Source organism: Vibrio sp. PID17_43 (assembly GCF_002608565.1).
Lineage (GTDB): Bacteria > Pseudomonadota > Gammaproteobacteria > Enterobacterales > Vibrionaceae > Vibrio.
The window spans coordinates 94,238-119,704 of sequence record NZ_LIXM01000013.1 but is presented as its reverse complement, the minus strand read 5'-3'; the positions used below and the strand labels follow the sequence as shown (position 1 = coordinate 119,704).

Sequence of the window (25,467 nt, the reverse complement as noted above, 5' to 3'; positions counted from 1 at the left end):
TTACCTGACAATCAGAGGTGAATCGTGAAACGGCGGTTATATATGTATCAGTTTCATGTTATCATCAGCGGCTTTTTGAACATCCTCACACTTTTTAATGTAAATAGTGTAAGGGAAATGCACGGCTTCCGAGCCCTAAAAAGCGAAGTAATTATGTCAAATATGACGAATACCGCCTCTCATGCTCCTATTCAGGAAGCAGACTATTCTGCCATTCATCCCCCATCCCTCGTAAAACGTCTTGAACTCACTAACCCTGTATTTTGGTTAAGTGGAAGCTTCCTCTGTTTGTTTGTCTTACTCGCACTTATAAACGCGCAATCTCTGACTGAAATGGTCAACGCTGGCTTTAGTTACGCCACTCAATATTTCGGTGCCTTTTGGCAAGTTCTCCTTCTTCTCAACTTTCTTATTGGTTTGGCTATCGCTCTCGGTCGTACTGGTTACGTGCGTTTGGGTGGTTTAGCGAGACCAGAAATCGACACTTTTAAGTGGTTATCGATCGTGCTCTGCACGCTACTTGCTGGCGGTGGTGTTTTCTGGGCGGCCGCTGAGCCTATTGCCCACTTTGTTTCTGCTCCACCACTGTTTGGTGAAGCTTCTCCTAAAACGGCCGCAATTAATGCGCTTTCTCAGTCTTTCATGCATTGGGGCTTTTTAGCATGGGCAATCCTAGGTTGCCTTTCTTCGGTGGTATTGATGCACCTGCATTATGATAAAGGCTTGCCGCTCAAACCTCGCACCTTGCTTTACCCAATTTTTGGTGACAGAGCGATCAAAGGCTGGATTGGTGATGTCGCCGACGCCTGTAGCATCATCGCTGTCGCTGCAGGAACAATAGGTCCAATTGGTTTCTTAGGGCTTCAAATCAGTTACGCACTTAACTCTCTGTTTGGCTTACCCGACAGCTTCACAACTCAAAGTTTCGTTATTACCGTGGTGATTCTTATGTATACCCTCTCTGCATTAAGTGGTGTTAGTAAAGGTATCCAAATAATAAGCCGTTACAACATCGTTCTTTCAGTTGCTTTAATTGGCTACATTCTATTTTTCGGCCCAACCAGCTTCATCGTAGATGGTTATGTTCAAGGTGTGGGTCGCATGGTAGACAACTTCTTCCCGATGGCGCTCTATCGTGGTGACACTGGTTGGTTAAGTTGGTGGACTGTGTTTTTCTGGGGCTGGTTTATCGGCTATGGTCCAATGATGGCGATTTTTATCGCACGCATCTCACGTGGTCGCACAATCCGACAAATGATCCTGTCAATTAGTATCGCAGCACCACTCATCACTTGTTTCTGGTTTAGCATTGTGGGTGGTAGCGGTTTAGCATTTGAATTGGAGAATCCAGGATTAATCTCTTCAGCATTCGAAGGCTTTAACCTACCTGCGGTTCTGCTCGCCATTACCTCTGAGCTACCATTCCCAATGATCATCTCTATCTTGTTCTTGGTCCTAACCACCACGTTCATCGTCACCACCGGTGACTCAATGACCTACACTATCAGTGTGGTGATGACGGGTTCAACAGAGCCAGATGCGGTGATTCGCTCCTTCTGGGGAATCATGATGGGGGTTGTCGCTATTGCTCTGATTTCAATGGGTTCTGGCGGTATATCTGCGTTGCAATCTTTCATCGTGATTACCGCAGTTCCGGTGTCTTTCATTTTGCTGCCTAGCATCTGGAAAGCGCCGAGCATCGCAAATCACATGGCGAAAGAGCAAGGTTTGATTTAACCCACTCAAACGAACAAGAGCCCTTGATTGGGCTCTTGTTATATCCCCTCAAACATCCCCAAAATGCCTATTTGAACGATCTCTGACACTATTGGTACCATTCGTGGTCACGACGAAAGCGTGCGATCGGGAATCTTTGGTTACTCCAACCAAAGTGGGTTACAACGCATAAATTCAAAATAAAGTGCGTGACTTCACTACGCTTTTCATTGGTGTCACAAAATTAATCACTTGATTAAATAATGATTAATTTTTCGCATGTCGTATAGAAAATCAGCGTCTTATAATTAATCATACGTTTAATATCTTGAGGATCAGCAGTGACACAAGCGTATCGGCGGGCAGGTAGACCCACCAACCAAATCGATGCACGTGAGAAGCTCATTTATCACGCCAGGGAACTGTTCACTATCATGGCTTATGATAAGGTCTCCACGCGACTTGTCGCGAAAAAAGCCGGAGTCAATGTCGCTATGATTCGATATTACTTTGGCAACAAAGAAGGGCTGTTCGAAACCATGTTGCGTGAGACGCTATCGCCGATGCAAAAGCAAATGCAGGCTTTGGTATCCGATAGCAGCGAAAAAAACTTCCTCGACTTGATGCGCACCTACTATCGCGAAATGATCAAGGTGCCACAGTTCCCACGCTTGATTTCTCAAGTCATGCATATGCCTCCTTCAGACACTCAACGTAAGCTATTAGAGAAAGTGTTTGCTGACATTAGCCAGCCGATGCAAGGGATCCTGTTCGACAAATTGGTTGATAGTGGCGTACTGCGTAAAGACGCCGATCCAAAACTCTGTCGTGTCTCTTACATTAGCTTAATGGTGTTCCCATTTATGGCACCACCCGCACTGCTTGCTATCCACGGTATTGAACTTAACGAGGACTTTCTCAACCGATTGTTTGAGCACAACATACAACTGATGAAACACGGATTTCTAGACTCGGGCGACCGCTATGAAAATGAATAAAAAGCTGCTGTTCTTTCCTGCTCTTGGGGTCGGGATCATCATTCTGTTTCTCGCTATTAACCTCAAGCCAGATCTGCCAGTAAAACCTACTAGAGACAGAGCAAGGTTGGTGGAAACCATTCCGTTGGAACTCCAAGCCATTGCCCCCGTTGCGATCGGATTTGGCAAAGTAGCACCAAAAGTCGAATGGAAAGCCATCGCGGAAGTCACGGGAAAAGTGGTTTACCGTCACCCACGCTTAGAAAAAGGTCAAGTACTGCAATCTGGTACTGAAATCCTTCGTATCGACCCTCTTGATTACGAACTCAAGCTAGTTCAAGCGCAAGCCGATCTCAAATCGGCGCAAACCTCCCTCGCAAAGTTGAATCAGGAAGAAGCCAACCTTAAAGCAACATTAAAGATTGAAGCTAATCGACTCAAAATCGCAAATAAGGAACTCGAGCGTAAGCAGAATTTACGTAAGAAAGGGCTAACATCTCAATCGGATGTCGATCAACAACAGCAAAACGCACTATCACAACGCAAGTTGGTTTTGGATATTGAGAATCAAATTGGCCTAATGCCAGATGAGAAAAAAGTCGCCCAAGCCCTCGTAAAAGTAAACGCATCCAAAGTCGATGAAGCAAAGCGCTCGTTGGATAAAACCCTCATTCACTTGCCATACGATTTGCGTATCGCAGAAGTCGATATCGAGCAAAATCAAGTTGTTAATTTACAACAGATTATGGTGATAGCTCATGGCATCGATATCATGGAAGTGGAAGCACAGCTTTCGATCCATGATATGCAAACTCTGGCCGCTAGCATTGGCGAGTTTACCCGTGATGAATCAGGCATACCACAACCGGATACCGAATCTATCCATGCGTTTATTGAACTCAACAGCGGTAATCTCTCCGCTCACTGGCCAGCCAAAGTGGCACGAATCAGTGAAACCGTCGATCCCAGTCAAGCCACTGCAGGCGTCATCTTAGAAATCCAGCAAGATTATCGATCGCTGACCCCGACTTCTGCACCGCCTCTCGTCAATGGCATGTTTGTTCAAGCGCGTATTGAAGGTCAGGAAAACCCAAGTTGGGTGATCCCAGAGCGTGCGCTTCATGGTGATAAGATTTATCTCATGGGCGAAGATAACCGACTGCAAGTCATTACCGTTGAAATACTTTATCGTCGTGACAACCAAGTCGTGATTGATGGTGAACTAGAGCAAGGGCAAAAGTTGATCATTAATGACTTATTGCCTGCGATCAACGGCATGTTATTGAAAGAAGCGCCACAGCAGTCTGAAGCGGTTATCGAGGAGTCTGATTTATGATTCGATTCTTCGTCAAACACCCTACTGCCGCAAACTTGTTGATGTTGACGCTGCTGGTCTTGGGTATCTCTTCTCTCTCTACCATCAAGCGAGAAACCTTTCCGGAATTTGACCCACCTTATATCATGGCTGGCGTGGTCTACCCTGGCGCATCCCCGCAAGAAGTAGAAGAAAGTATCTGTGTGCGCATGGAAGATGCCGTCGACGGGTTGGCCAATATTGAAGAAACGCAATGTGAGGCCATTGAAGGCTCCGCTCGTTTGATCTTAAAGTTAAATGAGAAAGCCGATATCGGACGCATGCTGGTCGATGTGCAAACTCAAATCAATTCAATTAATGACTTTCCTCAGGAGATTGAATCCCCCATGGTGCAGGAGTTGGATTGGAATGAGCCTGTCGTTGATGTCGCGATTACCGCAAATACCACTTGGCCGGAGCTGAAAGACTACGCCGAGCAGCTTAAACGGACGTTAAAGCGTGATTATGACGTTTCCCTTGTTGACGTTGCAGGCTTTTCCGATCACCAATATCGCATAGAACTGGATACACAAGCCATTCGTCAACTAGGGCTAAGTGTGGGTGATATTGCGACGCAAATTGGGCGTCAAAACGTCAAACTCCCTAGTGGTAATGTTGAAACGCCGGACAAGAACTTTCTGATCCGTTTTGATGAACGGCGTATTACCCCCGAAGCACTGGAAACGATTGTCGTCGGCTCTGGGCCAAATGGTTCCATCATTCGCCTACGAGATATCGCAACCATTACTGACCGTTTTGAGTTAGATGAACAAAAGATCCTCTTTGATGGTCATCCTTCCGCACTACTTAAAGTGAGTAAAAACAAAGAAGATGACGCGCTTAGAATCAAAGCGCGCGTGGTTCAATTTGTCGAGGAACAACAAGCCATTGCCCCTGATGGTGTTACGCTACAACTCACCAACGATCTCTCTTCCGTTCTTTGGGATCGCCTAACCATGATGGTGAAGAATGGTTGGCAGGGTATTGTATTAGTGTTTGCCACTATGTGGCTATTCTTCAGCTTTCGCTATTCCTTCTGGGTTGCCGCAGGATTACCCGTTGCCTTTTTGGGAGGCTTATTCTTAATGGCGCAGCTAGGACTATCCATTAATATTATGTCCTTGGTCGGTCTTCTTATGGCGATCGGTATTATGATGGATGACGCCATTGTGATAGCGGAATCCATTGCCTCCCACCTTGACCGTGGGGATGACATAGACAATGCGGTCATTAACGGGGTGAAAAAGGTACTCCCCGGTGTAATGTCCTCTTTTTTAACCACGGTATGTATCTTTGGCAGTTTACTGTTCTTAGACGGCGAGATGGGCGCCGTACTCAAGGCTGTGCCGCAAGTGTTGATATTGGTATTAACGCTTAGCTTGATTGAAGCGTTTTTGATTCTGCCAAATCACCTTTCACACTCACTACACAAACAAAAGCAAGACAAATCGACCGCTAAATTTAAGCAAAAACTGCTGGAACGTTTTGAGAACTTCCGTAATACAACCTTAGTAAATGCTGTCGACAAAGTAATTGTATATCGCTATGGCTTTATGGGCGGTGTCATCACTTTATTATTGATTTCAGCCTCAACGTTAATTGGTGGCATGCTCAAGTTCCAACCGTTTCCTGAGCTTGATGGTGATATCGCAGAGGCGCGTATTATTCTTCCCCCGGGCTCCTCACTATCTCAAACCGAGGCTGTGGTAGATAAGATAGTCGCATCCGCGCAAAAACTGGACAAAGAGTGGACGCAGAACGTCGAAAATGGCACTCCACTGGTTTTACACATTACCCGTCAGTTTAACACCAATGCCGACGCCAATGAGTCAGGCCCACACATTGCGACAGTACGCCTCGACTTGTTAGGAGCAGAAAGCCGTAACACTCTCATCGATGATTTCATTACGGCATGGCGCGAAGACATCGGTGAACTTGCCGATCCTATTTCTCTGGTATTCAAGCAACCCACAATGGGGCCTGGAGGAAGAGCAATAGAGATCCGCGCGAAACATGATGATCTAGAATCGCTGAAAGCCGCGTCCATTGATATTCAACAATACCTGAATGAGTTTGAAGGTGTGCACGGCATTTTGGATGACATGCGTATGGGTAAAGAAGAAGTATTAGTTAAATTACGCCCGGGAGCAGAAACATATGGGATCAATGGCCAATTGATTGCCAACCAACTTCGGGCAGCGTTCTTTGGCCAAACCGCAGATGAAATACAAGTTGGGGTCGAAAATATATCAATCGAGGTCCGTCTTGATAAGATTCAAGCCGGCGATTTACAGCAATTGGCAAACTTCCCCATTTTCTTATCAGATGGGAGCCAGATTCCATTAGCGACCATCGCCACGCTAGATTTCCAGCGTAATTATGTTCGTATTCAACGCATTGATGGCCTTCGTACCATCAGCGTTTTTGGGGATACCGACAATACTAAAGTCAACTCTACCGCCATCATTCGCCAATTCCAGCAACAAGAAGCACCGAAGTTAATGCAAAAATACCCTGGGTTACGTTTTGATTTCGAGGGTGAAGCAAAAGATACTGCAGAAACTGGGACCTCGATGGGTAAAGGTTTTTTGCTCGGTTTGTTTGGTGTCTTCGCGATACTAAGTTATCAGTTCCGTAGCTACCTCGAACCTTTTGTTGTCATGCTTGCGATCCCATTGGCTTTCATTGGCGTGGTGTGGGGGCACATACTACTCGGACACTCGCTCAGTATGCCAAGCATGATGGGCTTTGTTTCCCTAGCAGGTATTGTGGTTAATGATTCTATTCTGTTGGTGCAGTACATTCGGCACCACATAGATGAAGGCGATAGCGTTCATGACTCCGTAGTAAAAGCGAGCCGTGAACGTTTTAGAGCCGTATTTCTAACCTCAATGACAACGGCGGCAGGCTTGTTACCTCTGCTGACGGAAACTAGCTTACAGGCACAAGTGATCCAGCCCCTAGTTATATCGATCGTATTTGGTATTTTTGCATCAACACTACTTGTATTATTTATGATCCCGGCCGCTTACGCCATCCTGGCGGATTTTGGATTAGTTCATAAGCACGAAGAAATCTAGCCGTAGCACAAGCGCCCTTATCTAAACAGCGTCGTTTCCGTCGCTCTATGTTGTTTAGAGTTAAGGTTAAACACGATTAATTAACCATTAGGCAAGGGCTGTGTTGGCCTATACAGAAATATGAAAAAAATGCAGGTGTTAAAAGTTATATAACCAATGCATTTATGCCAACAGAATCATTAGCGATTGCATTATAAAAATAAGAATGAACACCACCAAAAATGAATAGACACCGGATATGGTGCCCTTTTTCGCCCGTGAAGGTTGTGCTTCACGGGCTTTTTCTGGCTACACCCCAAGTGGCGCACAAAAAAGCCAGCCCCAATTCGGCTGGCAAACAGAGCAACAAGGTCAACGTTTACTGCTATCTAAAGTTGAACTCGTATCGGATACGTCCTCATTGGTCACTCTTCCTTGCAACCAAATCAGAAACGCATTCTTCAGAGGTTACGACTTACTCGCCTCTGCCTCTTGGCACTTGATCTTTGCCAATTGTGCTTGCTGTTCTTTAATATGCTTAACAATACGCTCGTCACGCTCATCGATAGCATCCATGTTCATTTGTTGAATGTCCGCAACGGCCTCATGCTTCATCGTTTTGAATTCTTGACGCAAATCTGCACTCCACTCATCTCTGTCTAGAGTGTTAGCAGTAGCGATTGGTGATGACATTACAGCAATAAGACCTAGAGTAGAAAGAAATACGCTTTGCATAGTAAGCTCCTTAAGGGTTAGCAGTTCATTGGGTTGCACTTTATACTTTGCACATAGAGTGCCAACTTTTTACCCCTTAAATATCAATAATTTAACTTTATCAGTGATTTTTACCAACATCCTTGATGGCGAATTTCACACTATAGGCGTTAAATTAACCAGCGAAATTCATGAATAACTATCCATTCATACCGCTTATAGTATAGACCGTCTTTACTGACTCGCTTACCACCAATAAAAAAGCAGCCTAAAGGCTGCTTTGGAAAACTGGGTAACTCTGTAAGGAGCTAGCGGCTAGTTTTGTATGCTTTCTTTGCCAATAGCATCCGATTCTTCTTTCCCAAGCTTTTTGATAATTCGCGAAAAGAAGCGCTTGGTCGCGCGGAAAATATTTTTTATGTCTTCCAACATCAAATACAAACACGGTACCAAAATCAAAGTAAGTACGGTTGCAAACAACACCGCGAAGCCTAGTGCAACCGCCATCGGGATAACAAAGCGAGCTTGCAAACTGGTTTCGAACATAATAGGCAATACACCAGCAAAAGTGGTAATAGACGTTAGTGTGATCGCACGAAAACGCGCACAGCCCGCTTCTACGACTGCTTGTTTGATGCTCATGCCCTTTTCTCGAACTTGATTGACGTAATCAGTCATGACCAATGAATCATTAATAACAACGCCTGCGGCGGCTATCAGGCCAAAAGTCGACATCATACTGATATCCATGTCCAACCAGAAGTGCCCCCAAATCGCACCCGTTAAACTAAATGGAATGACGGACATGACAATCAACGGTTGGGTGTAACTCTTCAATGGTACCGCTAACAAGATGTACACAATGATCATGCCGGCGATAAAGAATATGATCTGTTCATTACGCTGGGCGGCCTGCTCTTCAATATCACCACCTAATTCCGTTTTTACGTTTGGGTACACTTTCTGAAGGTCTGGCAAGATATTCTTATCGATGATCTTAACCACTTCTTGCGGTTCAACCAACGCTTCATCAATCGAGCCATAAACATAAACTGTCTGATAACCGCCTTCACGACGAATGGTACTCACACCGGGTTGTTCACTGATGTTAACCACATCACCAAGCATTACTTTCTTGCCTGCGGGTGTGGTGATCACCGCATAACGCAACGATGAATATGCTTCTCGAGTCAGTTGTGGATAACGAACCATCACTTTGACCTCTTCGCCGTCACGAATAATTCGCTGCGCTTCGCCACCATAGAAGCTCCCACCCACTTGCTCTGCAATTATTGTGAGATCCAAACCAAGATCGTACGCGACGGGCGCAAGGGAAAGTAGAACTTCTTTGCTGCCAGAATCAATAGAAGAGGAGACATCGTACAGACCTTCTTCTTGCTGTAAGCGATCAATCAAATAGCGACCCGCTTCGTTGAGCTCACTAATATCTGAGCCAAACAACAAGTAACCAAATTCATCACGATCACCGCCACCACCACTTTGCTCACGGATTTTGAAGCTCTTCATCCCCGGGATCACTGGCATTGCTTCTCGCCAGCGCCTTGCAAGTTCAAAGGTATTGAATGGACGCAGTTCCTCATCGACTAACGGGACAAGAATTCGACCTTCAGTGCGACTACGATTGTAAGAAAGCACATCCCGAATCATCCCCTGGCCGTGTTCATTGATGGTCTGAGCCTCAATATCTTGCATCACTCCCTCAATGGTTTTTAGCGCACTGATGGTCTGTTCACTTGATACCGTATCGTTCATTTCGATCGTTATCGCCGGGAAATCCGTTGGTACTTTTGGATTTGGGATAACACGAACATGGTTAGAATTTACCAACGCGGCACTGACGAGCAACAAACCACAAAAGACCGCAAATACCGTCCAACGCCAGTGCGTACAAAGCGTCACAAAACGACGATAAGGACCATTGACGAAACCAAAGAAACGCTGGTTGAAGCGCTCACGCCAACTGCCAGGTTGAATGGGTTGAAAGTTGGTATGTGCTAGGTGGGCAGGCAGAATCAATTTCGATTCAATTAAGCTGAAGATCAAACACAGAATCACGACGCCAGCGATGCCGTAAAAGAAGGCGCCATCAATGCCGCTTGAAAGCAAAAATGGTGCGAATACCGCAATAGTGGTTAAAACACCAAACGTCGCCGGGGTTGCCACTCGTTTAACGCCGCGAACCACATTATCAACACCACCACCTTTTTCCTCAATTTCACTGTAAGCACTTTCACCAGTAACGATCGCATCATCAACGACAATGCCAAGCACCATAATAAAAGCAAACAACGAAATGATGTTCACCGTAATTCCGAGCGCAGGCATTAGCATAACCGCACCAAGGAAACACACAGGGAGACCGACCATGACCCACATCGCCAAACGGAAACGCAAGAAGATAGACAGCATGATCGCTACCAATGCAGCACCTTGCAATAGGTTCTTCAACATCATGTCGAGGCGACCATTAAGGTAATAGGTCATATCAACAAGAATTTTGAGCTGCATGTCATCTGGGAGTGTTTTATTCTTCGCCTCAATATAGTGATGAACCGATTCCGCCACTGGGATAATATTTTGATCTCGGGTCGCTTTCACTGCCATGTAAACCGCGTTTTGCCCGGAATACTCAAAGTAACGCTGCTCTTCAGTAAAACCGTCCTTGATCGTTGCAATATCTTGCAGCAACACCTTCGCACCATTCGCGCCTAACTTAACGGGAATGTTACGGAACTCATCGCCACGGTAGTACTGGTTTTCAATACGAACCGCGATCATACCTGAATTCGTTTTTACCTCACCCGCAGAAAAGTTAGCCGAATAGCGACGAATCGCATTACTGATGTCATTTAGCGTGAGGTCATACTTACGTAAGATCAAAGGATCGACCTCAATAGCAATCTCTTCTTCCGGTGCGCTTAACTCCACTAGCATGACGTTGTTCAGTTGCAATAGCTCATCTTCAACTTGCTTAGCGATCGGCTTGAGTTCTTCAAGTGGTCTATCTCCCACCAAACTCATTTCTATCACTTCCTGACGCCATTCCGCTTGGTAGACGTTCATCGGTTCCATGCCTGCTGGCAAGTTAGAAATGGTGTCGATACGTTGTTTTATGTCATCAAGAACGTCTTTAATGTCTGCATTCACGTCAACTTCAATCGACACATGAGCACTACCTCGAGAAGCACGCGCAACGGTCTTTTTGATACCCGTAACATCTTTGATCGACTCCTCGACTTTTACCAAAATGCTCTCTTCGATCTCTTGAGGAGAAGCCCCCGGATAAGCCGCACGCACGTTGATGTAGTTAATTTCGATATTCGGAAACATCTGGCGCTGGATGAATATGAAACTCACAATGCCCATAATGATAATGAACATCATCAACAAGTTCGCTGCCACAGAGTTATTGGCAAAGTAGGCAATGATGCCCTTTTGTTTAGTCTCTTCCATGATTGACTCCTACTTACTGCACGACGGTTTCGGAGTCGTTATTCTTTTTTGCGACTTGGACAACCATACCTTTCTGTGGGTACTCTGGCAGTGTCAGAACCAACTTATCAGATTGCTCTAAACCTTCACCAACGAGCAGAAACTCCCCTTCAGCACGAAGTACATTGACCACACGAGGCTGAAGCTCATTTTCACCGTTAACCACCCACACCGTGCGGTTTTTCACCAACTCTTGAGGAAGGCGATAGATATGTTTGAGCTCTTTACCCGTAAACCTAACCTCGACGTAAGAGCCAAATTTAATCGGTGCTTGGCTGTTATTCAAACCGTAAGGATCTTGAACTTGAATCACCATATTGATCATACGCGTTGCGCTGTCGATCATGCCCAAATCACGAACAACTTTACCTTCACGTGTCGTGGATAAAATCCCTTGCTGAGTAACCGTAGCATCAAGATCATCGATGGCTTCTGGCAGAAAGGCGCTATCGAAACCCGCAATCGGCACATGAATTTCCGCCACTTCGATATTATTCAGCGTTGCGACGCGCGTTCCTGAAGACACATATTGACCAACACCAATTTCACGCTCTACGACTAACGCATCGTATGGAGCGATCACTTCACAATTGTCTAAGTCACGATTAGCACGCTTAAGTGCTGCTTGTGCTGATTTGACCTGAGCTTGTGCACTCAGCACTTGGGGCTCACGTAAATAAAGGTCCGTCACCTGTTTGTCGCTGAGTTTTTTTGCTTGTCGCTTAGCAACTTCAGCTTTCGCTTGCTCTTCAATTAACTTCGCACGAGCACTTGCTAACCCGGCTTCAGCTTGTAATACCGCAGCCTCATAATTGTCACTTTCTATCGTGAACAACACTTCGCCGCGTTTAACGATTCCGCCCGTGACAAAGTTGGGGTGCCAACTGACCACCTCACCGCTGACTTGCGCTGCAAGGTGCGTTTTTTCGAAAGGAACCATCTCGCCGTGACTCGTGATGACAACCTTATGGTCAGTTGGGAAAAGAGAAGAAGTTTGCACCATTGGCTCAGTGACTGGGGTTTTCATCGACTCTTTTTCTGGGGCCGTCGCCGCGATCGCCGCGTAACCCGCATAAGAGCCACCAACGACGACGAGGGGTAAAAGCCAACGTAATACTGGTTTTGTTAACATCAAAAATCCTTTTTTATTGTTGTATTCACCTACCTGTCCCACATTGTGATTAAGCGTTCAACCTTGTCAAAGAGCGTTCCGCTCAAAAACTTGACCACTCATCCCCGTGAACAATCGGTGAGATAGCTGCATCTGAAATAGACAATTTTATAAGAGAGCCGCACTGACACTTAGTTTGTGAACTTCAATCACAAAACGATGAACAGTAGATAACCTGTAAAATTAACAAATAATTAACCATCTGCGCAAGTAACTCTCAATTACACTCTGACTTTATAGGCAAGGGGCATGCCAATAGCTTATTTATTTAAATTCAGCGACTTAGAACGACAACTGAATTTATTGCAGTTCACTATTAGTAATTACCGCCAATTATTAGTGATATTGACCACTCCTATGTGATACATAACTAAAAAAAATGATATTGTCCGTCTGAAAATAAACCAATACTCGATCCAAAGACCACTTTTGGGCTCTTGCTCACTCACGTCAAAACTCCAATTCAGTCACACCTCCGCTTATTACCAAAATGACATCTTGATATCTCACCAAGTGGCTTTAAGTATATAATCAAAAGGTAAGACTGCATTTAAACAAGGAAGTGTGCATTGCTACGTTCTCTCTCGAAAGCGCTATTTGGTTCTATGCTGATACTAATCTCCGCTTGCTCATCCATTCAACCGAGAGATCCAAGTGAAAAATCCACCAGCTTTCAATACGGCTATCAAGAAGACTCATCTCTCGCTAAGTTTTTCGGAAGCGACAATAGAGAACCAAAGACAGATACGGGATTTTACCCACTCAATCAAGGTCATGATGCCTTACTTGCTCGAATTGCATTAATTGAATCCGCCGGGAAAAGTTTGGATTTGCAGTACTACATCTACCGCAATGACGAAACGAGCCAACTGATCACATGGCGCCTGTACGAAGCCGCCCAACGTGGCGTACGTATTCGCCTTTTATTAGATGATATGCAAAAACGCAATGATGCTGGTATGGCCGAACTTAACGCGCACCCAAATATAGAAATCAGGCTGTTCAACCCGCACCAATATCGTGACGCTCGTCTGTTTGCCTTTGCCAATGACTTCGAACGCTTAAACCGCCGGATGCACAATAAGGCTCTGATTGCCGATAGCGTGTCAGCCATTGTTGGAGGCAGAAACATTGGTAATGAGTACTTTTCTTTTGAGTCCAACGTTGAATTTGGTGACTTTGATTTAATGCTTTATGGAGAGACCGTTCAGCAAACAGCTGATCAGTTCGATTTATACTGGAACAGCCTCTATGCCATACCAATGGAGTGGATTGTCCCTGGGTCAGAAAAAGTCAGCGATGAAATAATCCAAGCACAAGTAAAAAAACTGCAATTAAAAGAAAAGTTCTCAACCGGTACCTATAACTTTAAAGAATTAACGCTCTACCAAAAATTGCAACAAGGCACACTAAAGCTGTACTGGGGACGTGGCCGAGTCTGGTTTGATCTACCAGATAAAATCGCAACCCAAGAGAGCCAATTGGTGGACAATCTCAGCGAGATTTTGGCAAGCATTGAGCACTCCTTTGTGCTGATTTCCCCTTACTTTGTCCCGACCGAATCCGGCACTAAAGCGCTAGCTGAAGCCGCGAAACGAGGTGTCAATATCACGATTATAACCAACAGCCTCGCTTCGAATGATGTTTTTGCGGTGCATGGCTGGTACGCAAAATATCGTAAAGATTTGGTTGAAGCTGGTATTCAGCTGTGGGAAGTCAAAGCCAGCGCAAGCATAAAAAACAAATGGAGTCTTACAGGTAGTAGCCGATCAAGTTTGCACGCCAAAACCATGCTCATCGATGAGCATACCTTGTTTGTCGGTTCAATGAACTGGGATCCCCGCTCAGCAGAACTGAACACCGAAATGGCCGTAGTGATTGAACAACCTGAGTACGTGCAAGAGTCATTACATCAACTGCCACAGCAACTTAGAGCAAACGCTTATCAGATAATACTTAGGGATGGTGACATTGCTTGGCTAGATGTCACATCGGGTGAAACACTTCATTCCGAGCCTGAAGCGAGTGTTTGGCGAAAAATGGGCGCATGGTTTTCTGGCATATTACCTATTGAGGATCAGCTTTAACTCGGTCACATTGTGATTAAAACACCAGACATTCAAATCCAAAATTGTTTAGGCTAACGACAAACAGCGACTCACACATCCGTCGTACTCGCCGTAACAAGAAAGGAAACGCAATGTCCGCCGAATGGAATGAATACTACAAAAAAATCGCGACCCAACCACACCGACCGCAAGTTGAGCAAGCTCTAAAGCATCATTCACTATCGGACAAAATCGCCATTGACGCAGGCTGTGGCATTGGCAGAGATTCCCATTTTTTACTTAGCCAAGGTTTCGATGTCTTCGCCTTCGATCCCCACCCGAATGCCGTTGAAGCTTGCTTAAAACGCTTCGAAGGCATAAGGAAATACACGTTTAAGCAGGTGGAGTTTGCTGAATTTGACTACCCATCCTGCACGCTATTTATCGCCAGTGCGAGCCTATTCTTCTGCCCACAAGAACACTTCACACAGGTCTGGAAAAAAATAGACGCCTCATTACAACCCGGAGGGGTATTTTGTGGTGATTTTCTTGGCATCAAAGACTCTTGGGTCGATTCACAGCAGCATCCCAATTTAACGGCCCTGAGTAGACAACAAATCGAAACCTTGTTTGAGAACTATGACGTTGCCACGTTTCATGAACGAGATGAAGACGGCACCACTGCCGTAGGAAGCAACAAGCATTGGCATGTCTTTAGCGTTACTGCTGTCAAACGCTGATTATCGACCTCAGTAAAGGCATTGGGTATCCATGATACCGATGCTTTTATACCCTGAACTCCGGGTAAGGAAGTCTATGCTCGCTGAACCATGCATCTTGAGGTAAATAGAGCATATTCACATAACTAAGAACAAGGCATGGATAAGTCACAATACTTTATAACACAATAATTTTTGAGAGATTTTTGCTAAACCACATCTCGATTTGCTATGGTTTCAAGGATTCATCCTCAAATCCGACGCAAAAGGACGTTTTATGCGCACAGCTATCGCCATTTTTTTCGCCGCCCTCCTCTCTTTCCAAACTTTCGCGTCAGAAGAGCAATATTCCGAGTCTGAATTATTAGACCGACCGCTTATGGAACGTTACATACTCGATGAACTCAAATCGTTGCGTCAGGAGCAACAAGATTTAGAGCGGAGAATGATTGTCGAAATCACTGACCGCGAGTTAACCGTCGCCGACAAGTCATTAAACTATGCGAATGTGACCGTGACGTATTTCTTTTACATCATTGCCGGTGTCGCCTCTTTAATTGCGTTTGTCGGTTGGCAATCGCTCCGTGAATTCAAAAACAATACCACTGAAATGGCCGATAAGCGCTTAGAAAAGATCGCCCAAGAATACGAGAAAAAATTCTTGGCACTTGAACGTGATTTAAAACGTAAGACTCGTATCATCAGTGAAAATAATAAAGAGATTGAAAAAATTAATGAAATCCACAACTTATGGCTACGAGCACAAAGCTCTCAAACTCCAGAGCAGCGCATTGATATTTACGATGATATCTTACTGATTCGCCCTGGCGATTTAGAAGCGCTAACCTATAAAGCCGATGCTGCGATGGAAATTAAAGAATACCGCTGGGCATTAAGCTTATGTAACCGAGTTCTTGAAGTGGACAACACCAATGGGCCAGCGCTTTACCAACGAGCCTGTGCGTATTCCCGTCTCGGTATTGAAGAGCAGGCAATAGAAGATCTGGAACGTGCGATAGAAGCGAGCCCATCAATCCGAGATCTATTACCTGATGAACAAGATCTTGAACTACTTCACGGTAATGATCGCTTCGACCAGCTATTAAATAACAATCTACCCGAGCAGTGAAAATCCAGCATGAGTAGCCATTTCAATCTAGAAGACGCCAGCCAAGTACTTGTTGGTGCTTTTACTCTCGCCGTACCAATCTCATTCTCAGAAGAAGCATGGCGACTGGGCGAAAACCTGCCGATGTTTAACCTACTCATGCTGTTTAGCCTTTCGGTGCTATTTCTAGGATTTTTTGCCTACCAAAGTGTATTTCAAAGTAACATCAGAACTCGCATTTCAGTATTCATTTTCCGTGTCGTCATCGCTTATGTCATCGCAGCGGTCGTCGTCGCACTAGTGCTATTTTGCATCAACAAATTGCCGTTTATCACTGATCCATTCACTGCATTTAAACGTGTGATAGTCATCACTATGCCCGCATCGATGGGGGCAATAGTGGTCGATAGTTTTGATAAAGAGTAACGACCTCAGGTTAAATTGAGACTCGACCCAGACTGCTCGTTCCCCAGTACATCTTCCGGATTTCGTAACGCGCAAGTCTCCAGTGACAAGCAACCGCATCCAATGCAACTGCCCAAATCATTTTGTAACGCCTTCAACTTTTGAATTTTTTGTTCCAGTTGAGCGTGCCATTGGCTTGCCATGGTTTCCCATTGCGCCTTGTTCGGAGCTTGGTGCTTAGGTAGTTCTTCCAACGCTTGCTTGATCTCTTCCAACGACAAGCCTACTTGTTGCGCCGCTTTGATCACCGCCACGCGCCGTAACACACTGCGATGATAACGACGCTGGTTACCTTGATTGCGCCAACTTGAAATCAGCCCTCTTTGCTCATAAAAGTGCAGTGCCGATACCTTCACTCCTGATCGCTTAGCTACCTCGCCCACACTGATGTCCATCGCTCACTCCTTGCTTATTAGACAAATACCCTCAAATTGCCTTAAGGGTAAAAGAAAAATCAACTTAACATATTTTCGCACAATAAAAATGCGCTAATCCGTTCAAAGGAAAGCTTCATCGAAAGTTGCAATACTTAGCAACGAAAATCAGATCAGGGTGCGCAGCCTGTTCATGCAGAGTCACTTTGGCTTACACGCCTTCTAATCGATTGATGATAAAATCAATCTCCCTTCTTCCACGTTCAAGACTCTTTCGATAGCTCAAAGGCACAAATCGACGTGACATCAACAATTTCATGACCTAGATTAAAAAACGATCGCTTTCAGCATGAAATAAATCACACAATTTCTGTGGTTATTGCGACATACTAATAGTCAAGAAACCTCTCAATGCTATTTTCAGCAAGGTGGTGGTATGCACAGAGTCATTCGCAAAATGACGTGGAAGACGAACAGGCGGTAAACCCGCCTACTCCAATGCAGTTCGTGACCTGCTCACAGGTTAATCTTTGAATCGCTCGGTTCTGTACGTTATTTGCAAGGAGGCTCTATGCCTATCAATAAAATCCGCAACATCGCCTTTGTCGGTCAAACTGGTACCGGTAAAACGACACTGATCGAAAAACTACTCTATACCTGTCAAGCCACCAATCACCTCGGGAGCGTGGAAAACGGCGACACAGTCACCGACTTCGACCCACAGTCTATCCAATATCAACACAGTATCGAAGCCACTCCCGTCAGCCTAAGTTGGAATAAACACCGTCTCAATATTATCGATACTCCAGGACAGAGTGAATTACTTGGACGAACGATCAGTATTTACCCGGCCGTTGAAACCTCCGCATTGATCATCGATCCACAAGCGCCTATCAACCAAACCTCTGACCGTTTATTTGCTTTCGCCAAAGAGCAGAAAAAGTGTCAAATGATCATCATCAACAAGCTCGATAATCATGGCAACCAACTTGAAGCCCTGATGGATAGTATCCTTGGCCATTTTGGTGATAATTGCCTACCAATTAACTTACCATCCGCTGATGGCCAGTCCGTCGTCGATTGCTACTTTGAACCAGAAGTTGAACGTGAAACGCTGCTTGCGAGTGTGGCAGACACGCACGAGACGTTGATAGACCAAGTTATCGAAGTCGATGAAGAATTGATGGAATTGTACCTTGAGCAAGGATCCGAACTCACGCCAGAACAGCTACACGATCCCTTTGAAGAAGCACTCAGAACGGGACACGTAGTACCGATCTGTTTTGTATCGGCTGAGACAGGCGCAGGCGTAGAGCTTTTGTTAAGAACCTTAGCCGAAATCATGCCAATGCCAAATGAAGGTAACCCGCCACTATTAGAAAAAAACGGTCAGAAGGTCAAGGTAAACTGCGACACTCTCGAGCATAGCGTGGCACACGTCTACAAGATCACCGTTGACCCATACATGGGTAAACTCGCCTATCTGCGCGTTTACCAAGGGGAGATTAATACAGGCAGCCAACTGTACATAGGTGAAAACAACAAAGCGTTTAAAGTTGGCCATTTGTACCAATTGCAAGGCAAAGACCGTACAGAAATTCCTAGAGCTCTCGCGGGGGACTTTTGCGTACTCGCAAAAGTGGATGAACTTGAGTTCGATGCCATTGTACATGACTCCCATGAAGAAGACGGTGTCAAGCTTAAGACATTAAATTTCCCAGATTCGATGTACTCATTGTGCCTTAAACCGGTGAAACGTGGTGATGAACAGAAACTCGGTGACGTGCTGAATAAAATCGCCAGTGAAGACCCATCATTGCGTATCGAACATCGTGCACGTACTAATGAAACCATCATCAGTGGACAAGGTGAATTCCACCTCAAAGTAGCGCTTGAGAAAATGTCCAGCGTCTATAAGTTGGAAGTCGAAACCAGTCAGCCAAGCGTAGAATACTTCGAAACCATCACCAAGCCCGCTGAAGGCCATTACCGACACAAGAAACAGAGTGGCGGCGCTGGTCAGTTTGGTGAGGTTCAATTACGAGTTCGTCCGTTAGAGCGTGGGGCAGGCTTTCAGTTCATCAATAAAGTCGTTGGAGGGTCGATTCCAACCTCTCTGATCCCTGCGGTTGAAAAAGGCATTGTCCAAGCTCTAGAAGAGGGAGCGATCTCAGGAAATCCTATCAAAGATGTAGAGGTCACCGTTTATGATGGTAAGTACCATTCCGTTGACTCCAAAGAGATTGCATTTGTCATCGCAGGCAAAAAAGCGTTTTTAGATGCCATCAATAATGCCGCTCCTATCGTGCTTGAGCCTATTGTTCAGATGGAACTGCATATTCCAACCTCCAATGTTGGTGACGTATCCGGTGACCTATCTGGCAATCGAGGACTCATTGAAGGAACAGAGCCGATTGATAATAACTTCACCATGTTAAGGGCTAAATCTCCGGCCAATGAGCTTCAAGATTACGCTCGCCGCTTGCGTTCGATTACTGGTGGGGAAGGCAGTTTCAATATGATACTGAGTCATTACGAACCGGCTCCTCCGGCAATACAAAAGCAAGTTTGTCAGGGAACCACTCAACAAAACTAGAACGTCTTGATAAACCTAAAAAATGCGCCCTCGACATGAGGGCGTTTGGTTTCTACTGAGTCCAAAAGACATCATATTGAGTGTTACTTATCTAGCGATAATCCAATCTGACTGACCTTATTTTCAAATGCTTCAATACTATCCGCTTGGTAAGTCGGTGAACCATTAAAGTAACGCGGCTTTTCAGGTAGCATCGCATTCTTTAGCTCAATTTCTTGCTCTGCATTATCATGATAAACCGTTACTCGATTTGGGATGTCCTGTTTCAATACAGCCATTTTGGCTCTCCTTTGCTAAAACGAATTTAAAGCGTAGAAGTCGTCCAAGAATATGCAAAACGTTGTTATTCATAATTAGAGATTATCGACAGTTTTCATCTCACTTGAGCTCTCACGTCGAATAGCACATACACATCTTTCTATCTGAGTCTCATGCCAATAACTTAGCTTGCAAAAAAAGCGAACCAACCACACATTAATTAGACTTCAAACCATGTCAACCACACTAACATCAAATTGCCATGCTATGAGTCAAAACAAAAACATGAGAAATTCCATTTTCATTAGTAATTAATGTCGCAATTTTACACTACTGTTCATATTACCTAACAAAATCAGATCTCTTACGTAGAGGTTATTAATTTGAACACTAATAATTAATTCGTTAATATTATTAAGACAATTAGAGAAGGAAACTCAAAATGAATTACAAAACACCCTTACTATTAGCGGTTGGTGCACTGGCGACCAACGCAAATGCAAGCGAGTGTGGAACGGTCACAATTGCAGATATGAACTGGAACTCGGCAACTCTGATTGCCAATGTAGACCGCTTTATTCTAGAACACGGCTACGGCTGTGATGCTGAACTTATCCCAGGCGACACCATGCCAACCGGCACTTCAATGATTGAAAAGGGTCAGCCCGATGTCGCTCCAGAACTGTGGAGTAATAGTCTCAAAGACGCGCTCGACAAAGGTGTTGCAGAAAAACGCCTTCGCTACGCTGGTAAAGCGTTGGTTGATGGCGGCGAAGAAGGTTTTTGGGTACCAGCCTATCTAGTAAAACAATACCCAGAAATCAAAACCATTGAGGGCGTAAAAAAACACGCGAAACTATTTTCTCATCCAGAAGACAAAGACAAATCTGCGTTTTACAGCTGCCCTGCTGGTTGGAACTGTCAAATCAGTGCAGGCAACCTATTCAAAGCAATGGATCTGGAAAAATCGGGCTTTGACATCATTGATCCAGGCTCAAGTGCGGGGCTTTCTGGTTCGATAGCGAAAGCTTACGAGCGTGAGCAAGCTTGGTTTGGTTACTACTGGGCACCGACAGCGGTTCTCGGCAAATACAACATGGTGAAAGTCGACTTTGGTAGCGGTGTTAACTTAGATGAGTTCGTAAACTGCACCACTCAAGCGGAATGTGACTCCCCAAAACCAACCATGTACCCACCTTCACCAGTTCATACGATCACAACTGAAGAGTTTGCTTCACGCTCTCCAGCTGCTTACAACTACTTCACTAAACGAGGTTTCACTAACGCGGACATGAACGAGCTATTGGCTTGGATGGAAGACAATCAAGCAGACGGTGAAGAAACCATGTTCCATTTCCTAGAAAATTACCCACAAATCTGGACGGCATGGGTACCACAAGATGTCGCGAAACAAGTGCAAAGCGCACTGTAAGACTTAGACGTTACGTAAACGGTACTGGAATACCGTATTTGTTGTATACCGAGGTTCAGGTGAACCTCGGTAAGAAAAGGAAGTAAACATGTCTGACTCGAATTGGCTTAGCGAATTTCCAGAAATGGAACGCTCAGATCTCAGAGCCATCCGTAAAACTTTAGATGGTGCCTACCGCGATTTTTCTCGCGAATACGGCGACCTAATTGAATCACTCTTCGACCCTCTTCTCTCATTTCTTGTTTGGTTCGAAAAACTCCTGATTTCCACACCATGGGTTATCACTCTTGGCGTCTGCGTAGCGTTAGTGTATGCCGCAAGTCGTTCTTGGAAGCTCGCTGTCGCCTGTTTTGGTTCATTACTACTGATTGGCTATTTCGGCATGTGGGAAGACACCATGCGAACCCTTAGTATCATTACCGTCTGTACCATGCTCGCCATTGTACTCGGAATACCGATCGGCATCGCGATGGCACGCTCGAATCGAATTCAATCTATTGTCACGCCGCTATTGGACGTAATGCAAACCATGCCTGCTTTCGTATACCTGATTCCTGTGGTTATGCTGCTAGGCATCGGGAAAATTCCAGGCTTGATTGCTGTGGTTATTTATGCAATTCCACCCGTAATTCGATTAACCAATCTAGGTATTCGCCTAGTTGATAAAGAAGTACTCGAAGCCGCGACCGCTTTTGGTGCAAGTAAAAAGCAGCGCCTTATGGGCGTACAACTCCCATTGGCAATGCCAACCATCATGGCCGGTATCAACCAGACTATCATGATGGCGCTTTCTATGGTTGTGATTGCATCTATGATCGGTGTAAAAGGCTTAGGGCAACCAGTATTGAAGTCCATCACTAATCAGTACTTCACTCTCGGTCTACTTAACGGTTTGGCCATCGTAGCATTGGCGATCTTGTTTGATCGCGCCTCTCAAGCCTATGCTAAAAGAACTCAAGCTCACTTAGGAGATCTCAAACATGACTAAGCCACTTATTGAAATCAGCGGCCTGTACAAGATCTTCGGTCCAAAACCAAACTCTGTCGTGGAGAGAGTAAAATCTGGTCAAAGTAAAGATCAAATATTAGCAGAAACAGGGCACACCGTTGGCTTAAAAGACATCAATCTGAAAATCAACAAAGGCGAAATTTTCGTCATTATGGGATTATCAGGTTCTGGAAAATCCACCATGATTCGTCACTTCAACCGTCTGATTGACCCGACTATGGGGCAAATTTTAGTTGAAGGCGTCGATGTAATGCAGCTTTCCACCGCTGAGCTTGAAGAGTTCCGCCGCAATAAAATGTCGATGGTATTTCAGCGTTTTGGGCTGCTTCCGCATCGTACCGTCATTGATAACGTTGCCTACGGTCTTGAAATTCAAGGTTTTAAAAAGGAAGAGCGCTTAGCAAAAGCCAATGAATGGCTAGAAACGGTTGGTTTGACGGGTTACGGAAATCAATACCCTGCACAGCTTTCTGGTGGTCAACAGCAACGTGTGGGCTTAGCTCGAGCACTGGCAACTGATGCTGAAATTCTGTTAATGGATGAAGCGTTCTCAGCGCTCGATCCGTTAATCCGTAGTGAAATGCAAGATCAATTGATTGAACTCCAGGAAAAGCTGCACAAAACCATCATCTTCATTACGCATGACCTTGATGAAGCACTGCGTCTAGGCGACCAAATCGCCATCCTGAAAGATGGTGAGCTTGTTCAGCAAGGCTCTCCTGATGAGATTCTGCTCCATCCTGCTGACGAGTACGTAGAGGCATTCGTTAAAGATGTAAACCGCGCCCGTGCTCTTACTGTTGAGACCGTCATGCAGCCTCCTGCCTACCGCATTACTGCAACAACGATTGAAGAAGCGTTAGTCGAAATGAAGCGTGTGAAGCAAGATTATGCTTACCATGTCACTGACGATGGCTATCAAGGTGTTGTGACCAAAGAGAGCTTATTGGACGCTGCGAAGGACAGCACAACTCAAGAAATTGATAAAGAGATTTACGAACACGTACCCGTGATCTCACCGGACTCCGTTATAGAGCACGTGTTACCAGAGACCATGTCTTGTGACTACTCACTGCCTGTGGTCGATAATGAGGGTAACCTACAAGGTGAGCTAGAACGAAGTGCCGTCGCGGAAATCTTTACTGATGACGTAAGTCAACATGCACAGAAAAAAGAAGCAAAAAAGCCACCAAGAATGGATAAAGCATCCTAACCCCTGACGAAAGGCTCATCATTGATGAGCCTTTTTCGATTGACTTACACGTTCTCATCATCCACCAGCGGCCTCATCTATTTTGTTGCATTTTTACGACTGATGCTCTGCTTTGACATAATTGGATCAATAGCTTGCGTAATTCTGACGCAGGTTTCTTATACCGTTCTATTATTAAAATCATGCCCTAATTGATTCATAGAGGATTAAAATGAAAAAGACATTGTTAGCATTAAGCTGTGCGGTATTTATTTTGGCCGGTTGTCAGGACGAAAAACCAGCAGACACCACTACCGTTGATGTCCCTCAAGCAACAGAAACTGAAACCACCCTTAACGCAACACCGATCGAAGAAGAGCAAGTGATCGCCGAAGAAACATTGGTAGATTCGGCACACAATGCACAAAACGCCTTAGATTGGGATGGCACTTACCAAGGAATACTGCCTTGTGCCGATTGCGAAGGCATTGAAACGACCTTGACCCTAAATCCAGATGGCAGCTACACGCTAGTACAAGTATATAAAGGCAAAGAAGGCAATCAATTTAACTCTGATGGTCAATTTACTTGGAATCAAGCCGGTAATACCGTCACTCTAGTCGAAGAAGAGGCGCCAAACCAATATTTCGTTGGCGAGAACATACTAATGAAATTAGATATGAATGGGGAAAAAGCCACGGGCGATCTTGCGTCGTCCTATAACCTAAGCAAGCAACAATAAGACGTTCACTTTTCTTCACGTCTTAACCACACAATCCGAGCCTTGCGCTCGGATTTCTGTCTCCCACCTCTGAATAGTGTTCAAGATTTTTCATCGTTTAAGAAAATGAATGGGTTTGTCAATTGACGCAAACGTTTGCTGTTGGTAGATTGCGCCCACTTTTTCTGTCGTAAGTATGTTCTATGCAAATCATTAAACATTTTACAGCACTTATTCCTGCTGCTCTTTCCTTCTCTATTTTCGCACAAACCCAACCTATTCTTGTTCAAGGCGCTATGGATATCGAAACAAGCACCTTAGTGGAAGCACTTGATGAAAAGAAAGAAACCATCGTTGGCTCTTGGACATTCTGGGAAGGTAAAATCGATGGCTATCCAGTCGTCGTATCTCGTACTGAAGTTGGCCTCGCTAACGCTGCCGCATCAACAACCATTGGTATCGAATACTTCAAACCAAAGTACATCATCAACCAAGGCACGTCCGGTGGCCATGACCCTAAACTTTACCGTGGTGACATCGTGGTAGGCGAAGCGAGCTTCAACATGGGCGCATACAAGTCACAGTTCACCGAGAAAGACAAAGGCATCGACCCAACCAAATGGCAGAACTTTGACGTAACCATGCGTCTGCGTGAAAACGGGGATTTTGTTGAATACAAACAGTTCAAGGCGGACCCTGAGCTTGTAGAAACGTCGTTCTTACTCTCTGAGCAATATAAAAAAGGTAAAGTGGTTAAAGGGTTGATTGGCTCCGCTGACGAATGGAACCGCGAAGTAGACCGTATCAACTGGTTCCACGAGACTTTTGGTACGTCCGTAGAAGAGATGGAAACCTCTTCTGCCGCACTGGTTGCTCAAGCTTACCAAGTGCCATTTGTTGGGATTCGTATCTTGTCAAACACTGACCAACACAAGCAAGACTTCGATCCGCAAACGGCGGTTGATTGTCAACTATATGCCATTGACGTAATCAAAGCGCTGATCAAAAAACAATCATTCTAACTAAGCATCAAGAAGGGAG

The 25,467-nt window shown here is 45.0% G+C and carries 19 protein-coding genes; 14 read left to right on the top strand and 5 right to left on the bottom strand.

All coding sequences use genetic code 11. The annotated features are described in order from the left end of the window. Positions 1 to 153 precede the first annotated feature (153 nt). The 4 genes from AK965_RS11115 to AK965_RS11100 all read left to right on the top strand — a co-directional run bounded on the left by AK965_RS11115 (position 154) and on the right by AK965_RS11100 (position 7,127). On the top strand, positions 154 to 1,737 hold the full coding sequence (locus tag AK965_RS11115; RefSeq protein WP_172438128.1) for a BCCT family transporter: 1,584 nt from the start codon (positions 154 to 156) through the stop codon (positions 1,735 to 1,737). 320 nt (positions 1,738 to 2,057) lie between these two features. After that, the gene (locus tag AK965_RS11110) at positions 2,058 to 2,714 is read left to right on the top strand and encodes a TetR/AcrR family transcriptional regulator (protein WP_099079674.1); all 657 of its coding nucleotides are present in this window, start codon (positions 2,058 to 2,060) and stop codon (positions 2,712 to 2,714) included. After that, entirely contained in the window at positions 2,701 to 4,029 is a 1,329-nt protein-coding gene (locus AK965_RS11105) for an efflux RND transporter periplasmic adaptor subunit (RefSeq protein WP_099079673.1), read from the top strand. The genes AK965_RS11110 and AK965_RS11105 overlap by 14 nt, the downstream gene beginning before the upstream one ends. Then, positions 4,026 to 7,127: an efflux RND transporter permease subunit gene (locus tag AK965_RS11100; protein WP_099079672.1), complete on the top strand. Its 3,102-nt coding sequence runs from the start codon at positions 4,026 to 4,028 to the stop codon at positions 7,125 to 7,127. The genes AK965_RS11105 and AK965_RS11100 overlap by 4 nt, the downstream gene beginning before the upstream one ends. A gap of 447 nt (positions 7,128 to 7,574) precedes the next feature. On the opposite strand, the gene AK965_RS11095 is transcribed toward AK965_RS11100, so the two are convergent. The 3 genes from AK965_RS11095 to AK965_RS11085 all read right to left on the bottom strand — a co-directional run bounded on the left by AK965_RS11095 (position 7,575) and on the right by AK965_RS11085 (position 12,465). Next, entirely contained in the window at positions 7,575 to 7,841 is a 267-nt protein-coding gene (locus AK965_RS11095; protein WP_099079671.1) for a hypothetical protein, read from the bottom strand. 294 nt (positions 7,842 to 8,135) lie between these two features. Then, positions 8,136 to 11,294, bottom strand: a complete 3,159-nt coding sequence (locus AK965_RS11090) for an efflux RND transporter permease subunit (protein ID WP_099079670.1) — start codon at positions 11,292 to 11,294, stop codon at positions 8,136 to 8,138. A 13-nt stretch (positions 11,295 to 11,307) separates the two neighbouring features. Further along, entirely contained in the window at positions 11,308 to 12,465 is a 1,158-nt protein-coding gene (locus tag AK965_RS11085; protein ID WP_099079669.1) for an efflux RND transporter periplasmic adaptor subunit, read from the bottom strand. Between the two features lie 608 nt (positions 12,466 to 13,073). Between AK965_RS11085 and AK965_RS11080 the strand changes: the two genes are divergently transcribed. From AK965_RS11080 to AK965_RS11065, 4 genes are all read left to right on the top strand, one after another. Continuing rightward, positions 13,074 to 14,591, top strand: coding sequence for a phospholipase D family protein (locus tag AK965_RS11080; RefSeq protein ID WP_099079668.1), 1,518 nt, complete (start codon positions 13,074 to 13,076; stop codon positions 14,589 to 14,591). A 113-nt stretch (positions 14,592 to 14,704) separates the two neighbouring features. Then, positions 14,705 to 15,292 carry a bifunctional 2-polyprenyl-6-hydroxyphenol methylase/3-demethylubiquinol 3-O-methyltransferase UbiG gene (locus AK965_RS11075; protein ID WP_099079667.1) on the top strand — a complete coding sequence of 196 codons (588 nt, stop codon included), beginning with the start codon at positions 14,705 to 14,707 and terminating at the stop codon, positions 15,290 to 15,292. Between the two features lie 256 nt (positions 15,293 to 15,548). Further along, positions 15,549 to 16,400: a tetratricopeptide repeat protein gene (locus tag AK965_RS11070; protein ID WP_099079666.1), complete on the top strand. Its 852-nt coding sequence runs from the start codon at positions 15,549 to 15,551 to the stop codon at positions 16,398 to 16,400. A gap of 9 nt (positions 16,401 to 16,409) precedes the next feature. Further along, the gene (locus AK965_RS11065) at positions 16,410 to 16,805 is read left to right on the top strand and encodes a DUF2391 family protein (RefSeq protein WP_099079665.1); all 396 of its coding nucleotides are present in this window, start codon (positions 16,410 to 16,412) and stop codon (positions 16,803 to 16,805) included. A gap of 5 nt (positions 16,806 to 16,810) precedes the next feature. On the opposite strand, the gene soxR is transcribed toward AK965_RS11065, so the two are convergent. Further along, positions 16,811 to 17,239 (bottom strand): redox-sensitive transcriptional activator SoxR, encoded by a 429-nt coding sequence (gene soxR, locus AK965_RS11060; RefSeq protein ID WP_099079664.1) that lies wholly within the window; start codon positions 17,237 to 17,239, stop codon positions 16,811 to 16,813. 550 nt (positions 17,240 to 17,789) lie between these two features. Here soxR and fusA point away from each other — a divergent pair. Further along, a complete protein-coding gene (gene fusA, locus AK965_RS11055; protein ID WP_099079663.1) occupies positions 17,790 to 19,814 on the top strand; it encodes an elongation factor G in 2,025 nt (674 codons plus the stop codon). A gap of 83 nt (positions 19,815 to 19,897) precedes the next feature. Here fusA and AK965_RS11050 read toward each other — a convergent pair whose 3' ends face one another. Further along, positions 19,898 to 20,092: a hypothetical protein gene (locus AK965_RS11050; RefSeq protein WP_099079662.1), complete on the bottom strand. Its 195-nt coding sequence runs from the start codon at positions 20,090 to 20,092 to the stop codon at positions 19,898 to 19,900. A 422-nt stretch (positions 20,093 to 20,514) separates the two neighbouring features. Between AK965_RS11050 and AK965_RS11045 the strand changes: the two genes are divergently transcribed. The 5 genes from AK965_RS11045 (at position 20,515) to AK965_RS11025 (ending at position 25,448) form a co-directional block, all read left to right on the top strand. Continuing rightward, a complete protein-coding gene (locus AK965_RS11045; RefSeq protein WP_099079661.1) occupies positions 20,515 to 21,504 on the top strand; it encodes an ABC transporter substrate-binding protein in 990 nt (329 codons plus the stop codon). 88 nt (positions 21,505 to 21,592) lie between these two features. After that, positions 21,593 to 22,492 carry a proline/glycine betaine ABC transporter permease gene (locus AK965_RS11040; protein WP_099079660.1) on the top strand — a complete coding sequence of 300 codons (900 nt, stop codon included), beginning with the start codon at positions 21,593 to 21,595 and terminating at the stop codon, positions 22,490 to 22,492. Further along, positions 22,485 to 23,726, top strand: a complete 1,242-nt coding sequence (locus AK965_RS11035) for a glycine betaine/L-proline ABC transporter ATP-binding protein (protein WP_099079659.1) — start codon at positions 22,485 to 22,487, stop codon at positions 23,724 to 23,726. Before AK965_RS11040 ends, AK965_RS11035 begins: the two co-directional genes overlap by 8 nt. A gap of 211 nt (positions 23,727 to 23,937) precedes the next feature. Further along, positions 23,938 to 24,447 (top strand): copper resistance protein NlpE, encoded by a 510-nt coding sequence (locus AK965_RS11030; RefSeq protein WP_099079658.1) that lies wholly within the window; start codon positions 23,938 to 23,940, stop codon positions 24,445 to 24,447. Between the two features lie 182 nt (positions 24,448 to 24,629). Beyond that, positions 24,630 to 25,448: a 5'-methylthioadenosine/S-adenosylhomocysteine nucleosidase gene (locus tag AK965_RS11025; protein ID WP_099079657.1), complete on the top strand. Its 819-nt coding sequence runs from the start codon at positions 24,630 to 24,632 to the stop codon at positions 25,446 to 25,448. Positions 25,449 to 25,467: the final 19 nt, after the last annotated feature.

Coding starts and splice junctions, on each gene's coding strand:
- fusA (WP_099079663.1), top strand. CDS start 17,790: ATGCCTATCAATAAAATCCGCAACATCGCCTTTGTCGGTCAAACTGGT.
- AK965_RS11085 (WP_099079669.1), bottom strand. CDS start 12,465: ATGTTAACAAAACCAGTATTACGTTGGCTTTTACCCCTCGTCGTCGTT.
- soxR (WP_099079664.1), bottom strand. CDS start 17,239: ATGGACATCAGTGTGGGCGAGGTAGCTAAGCGATCAGGAGTGAAGGTA.
- AK965_RS11025 (WP_099079657.1), top strand. CDS start 24,630: ATGCAAATCATTAAACATTTTACAGCACTTATTCCTGCTGCTCTTTCC.
- AK965_RS11035 (WP_099079659.1), top strand. CDS start 22,485: ATGACTAAGCCACTTATTGAAATCAGCGGCCTGTACAAGATCTTCGGT.
- AK965_RS11040 (WP_099079660.1), top strand. CDS start 21,593: ATGTCTGACTCGAATTGGCTTAGCGAATTTCCAGAAATGGAACGCTCA.
- AK965_RS11030 (WP_099079658.1), top strand. CDS start 23,938: ATGAAAAAGACATTGTTAGCATTAAGCTGTGCGGTATTTATTTTGGCC.
- AK965_RS11065 (WP_099079665.1), top strand. CDS start 16,410: ATGAGTAGCCATTTCAATCTAGAAGACGCCAGCCAAGTACTTGTTGGT.
- AK965_RS11075 (WP_099079667.1), top strand. CDS start 14,705: ATGTCCGCCGAATGGAATGAATACTACAAAAAAATCGCGACCCAACCA.
- AK965_RS11115 (WP_172438128.1), top strand. CDS start 154: ATGTCAAATATGACGAATACCGCCTCTCATGCTCCTATTCAGGAAGCA.
- AK965_RS11095 (WP_099079671.1), bottom strand. CDS start 7,841: ATGCAAAGCGTATTTCTTTCTACTCTAGGTCTTATTGCTGTAATGTCA.
- AK965_RS11050 (WP_099079662.1), bottom strand. CDS start 20,092: ATGGCTGTATTGAAACAGGACATCCCAAATCGAGTAACGGTTTATCAT.
- AK965_RS11100 (WP_099079672.1), top strand. CDS start 4,026: ATGATTCGATTCTTCGTCAAACACCCTACTGCCGCAAACTTGTTGATG.
- AK965_RS11070 (WP_099079666.1), top strand. CDS start 15,549: ATGCGCACAGCTATCGCCATTTTTTTCGCCGCCCTCCTCTCTTTCCAA.
- AK965_RS11105 (WP_099079673.1), top strand. CDS start 2,701: ATGAAAATGAATAAAAAGCTGCTGTTCTTTCCTGCTCTTGGGGTCGGG.
- AK965_RS11045 (WP_099079661.1), top strand. CDS start 20,515: ATGAATTACAAAACACCCTTACTATTAGCGGTTGGTGCACTGGCGACC.
- AK965_RS11090 (WP_099079670.1), bottom strand. CDS start 11,294: ATGGAAGAGACTAAACAAAAGGGCATCATTGCCTACTTTGCCAATAAC.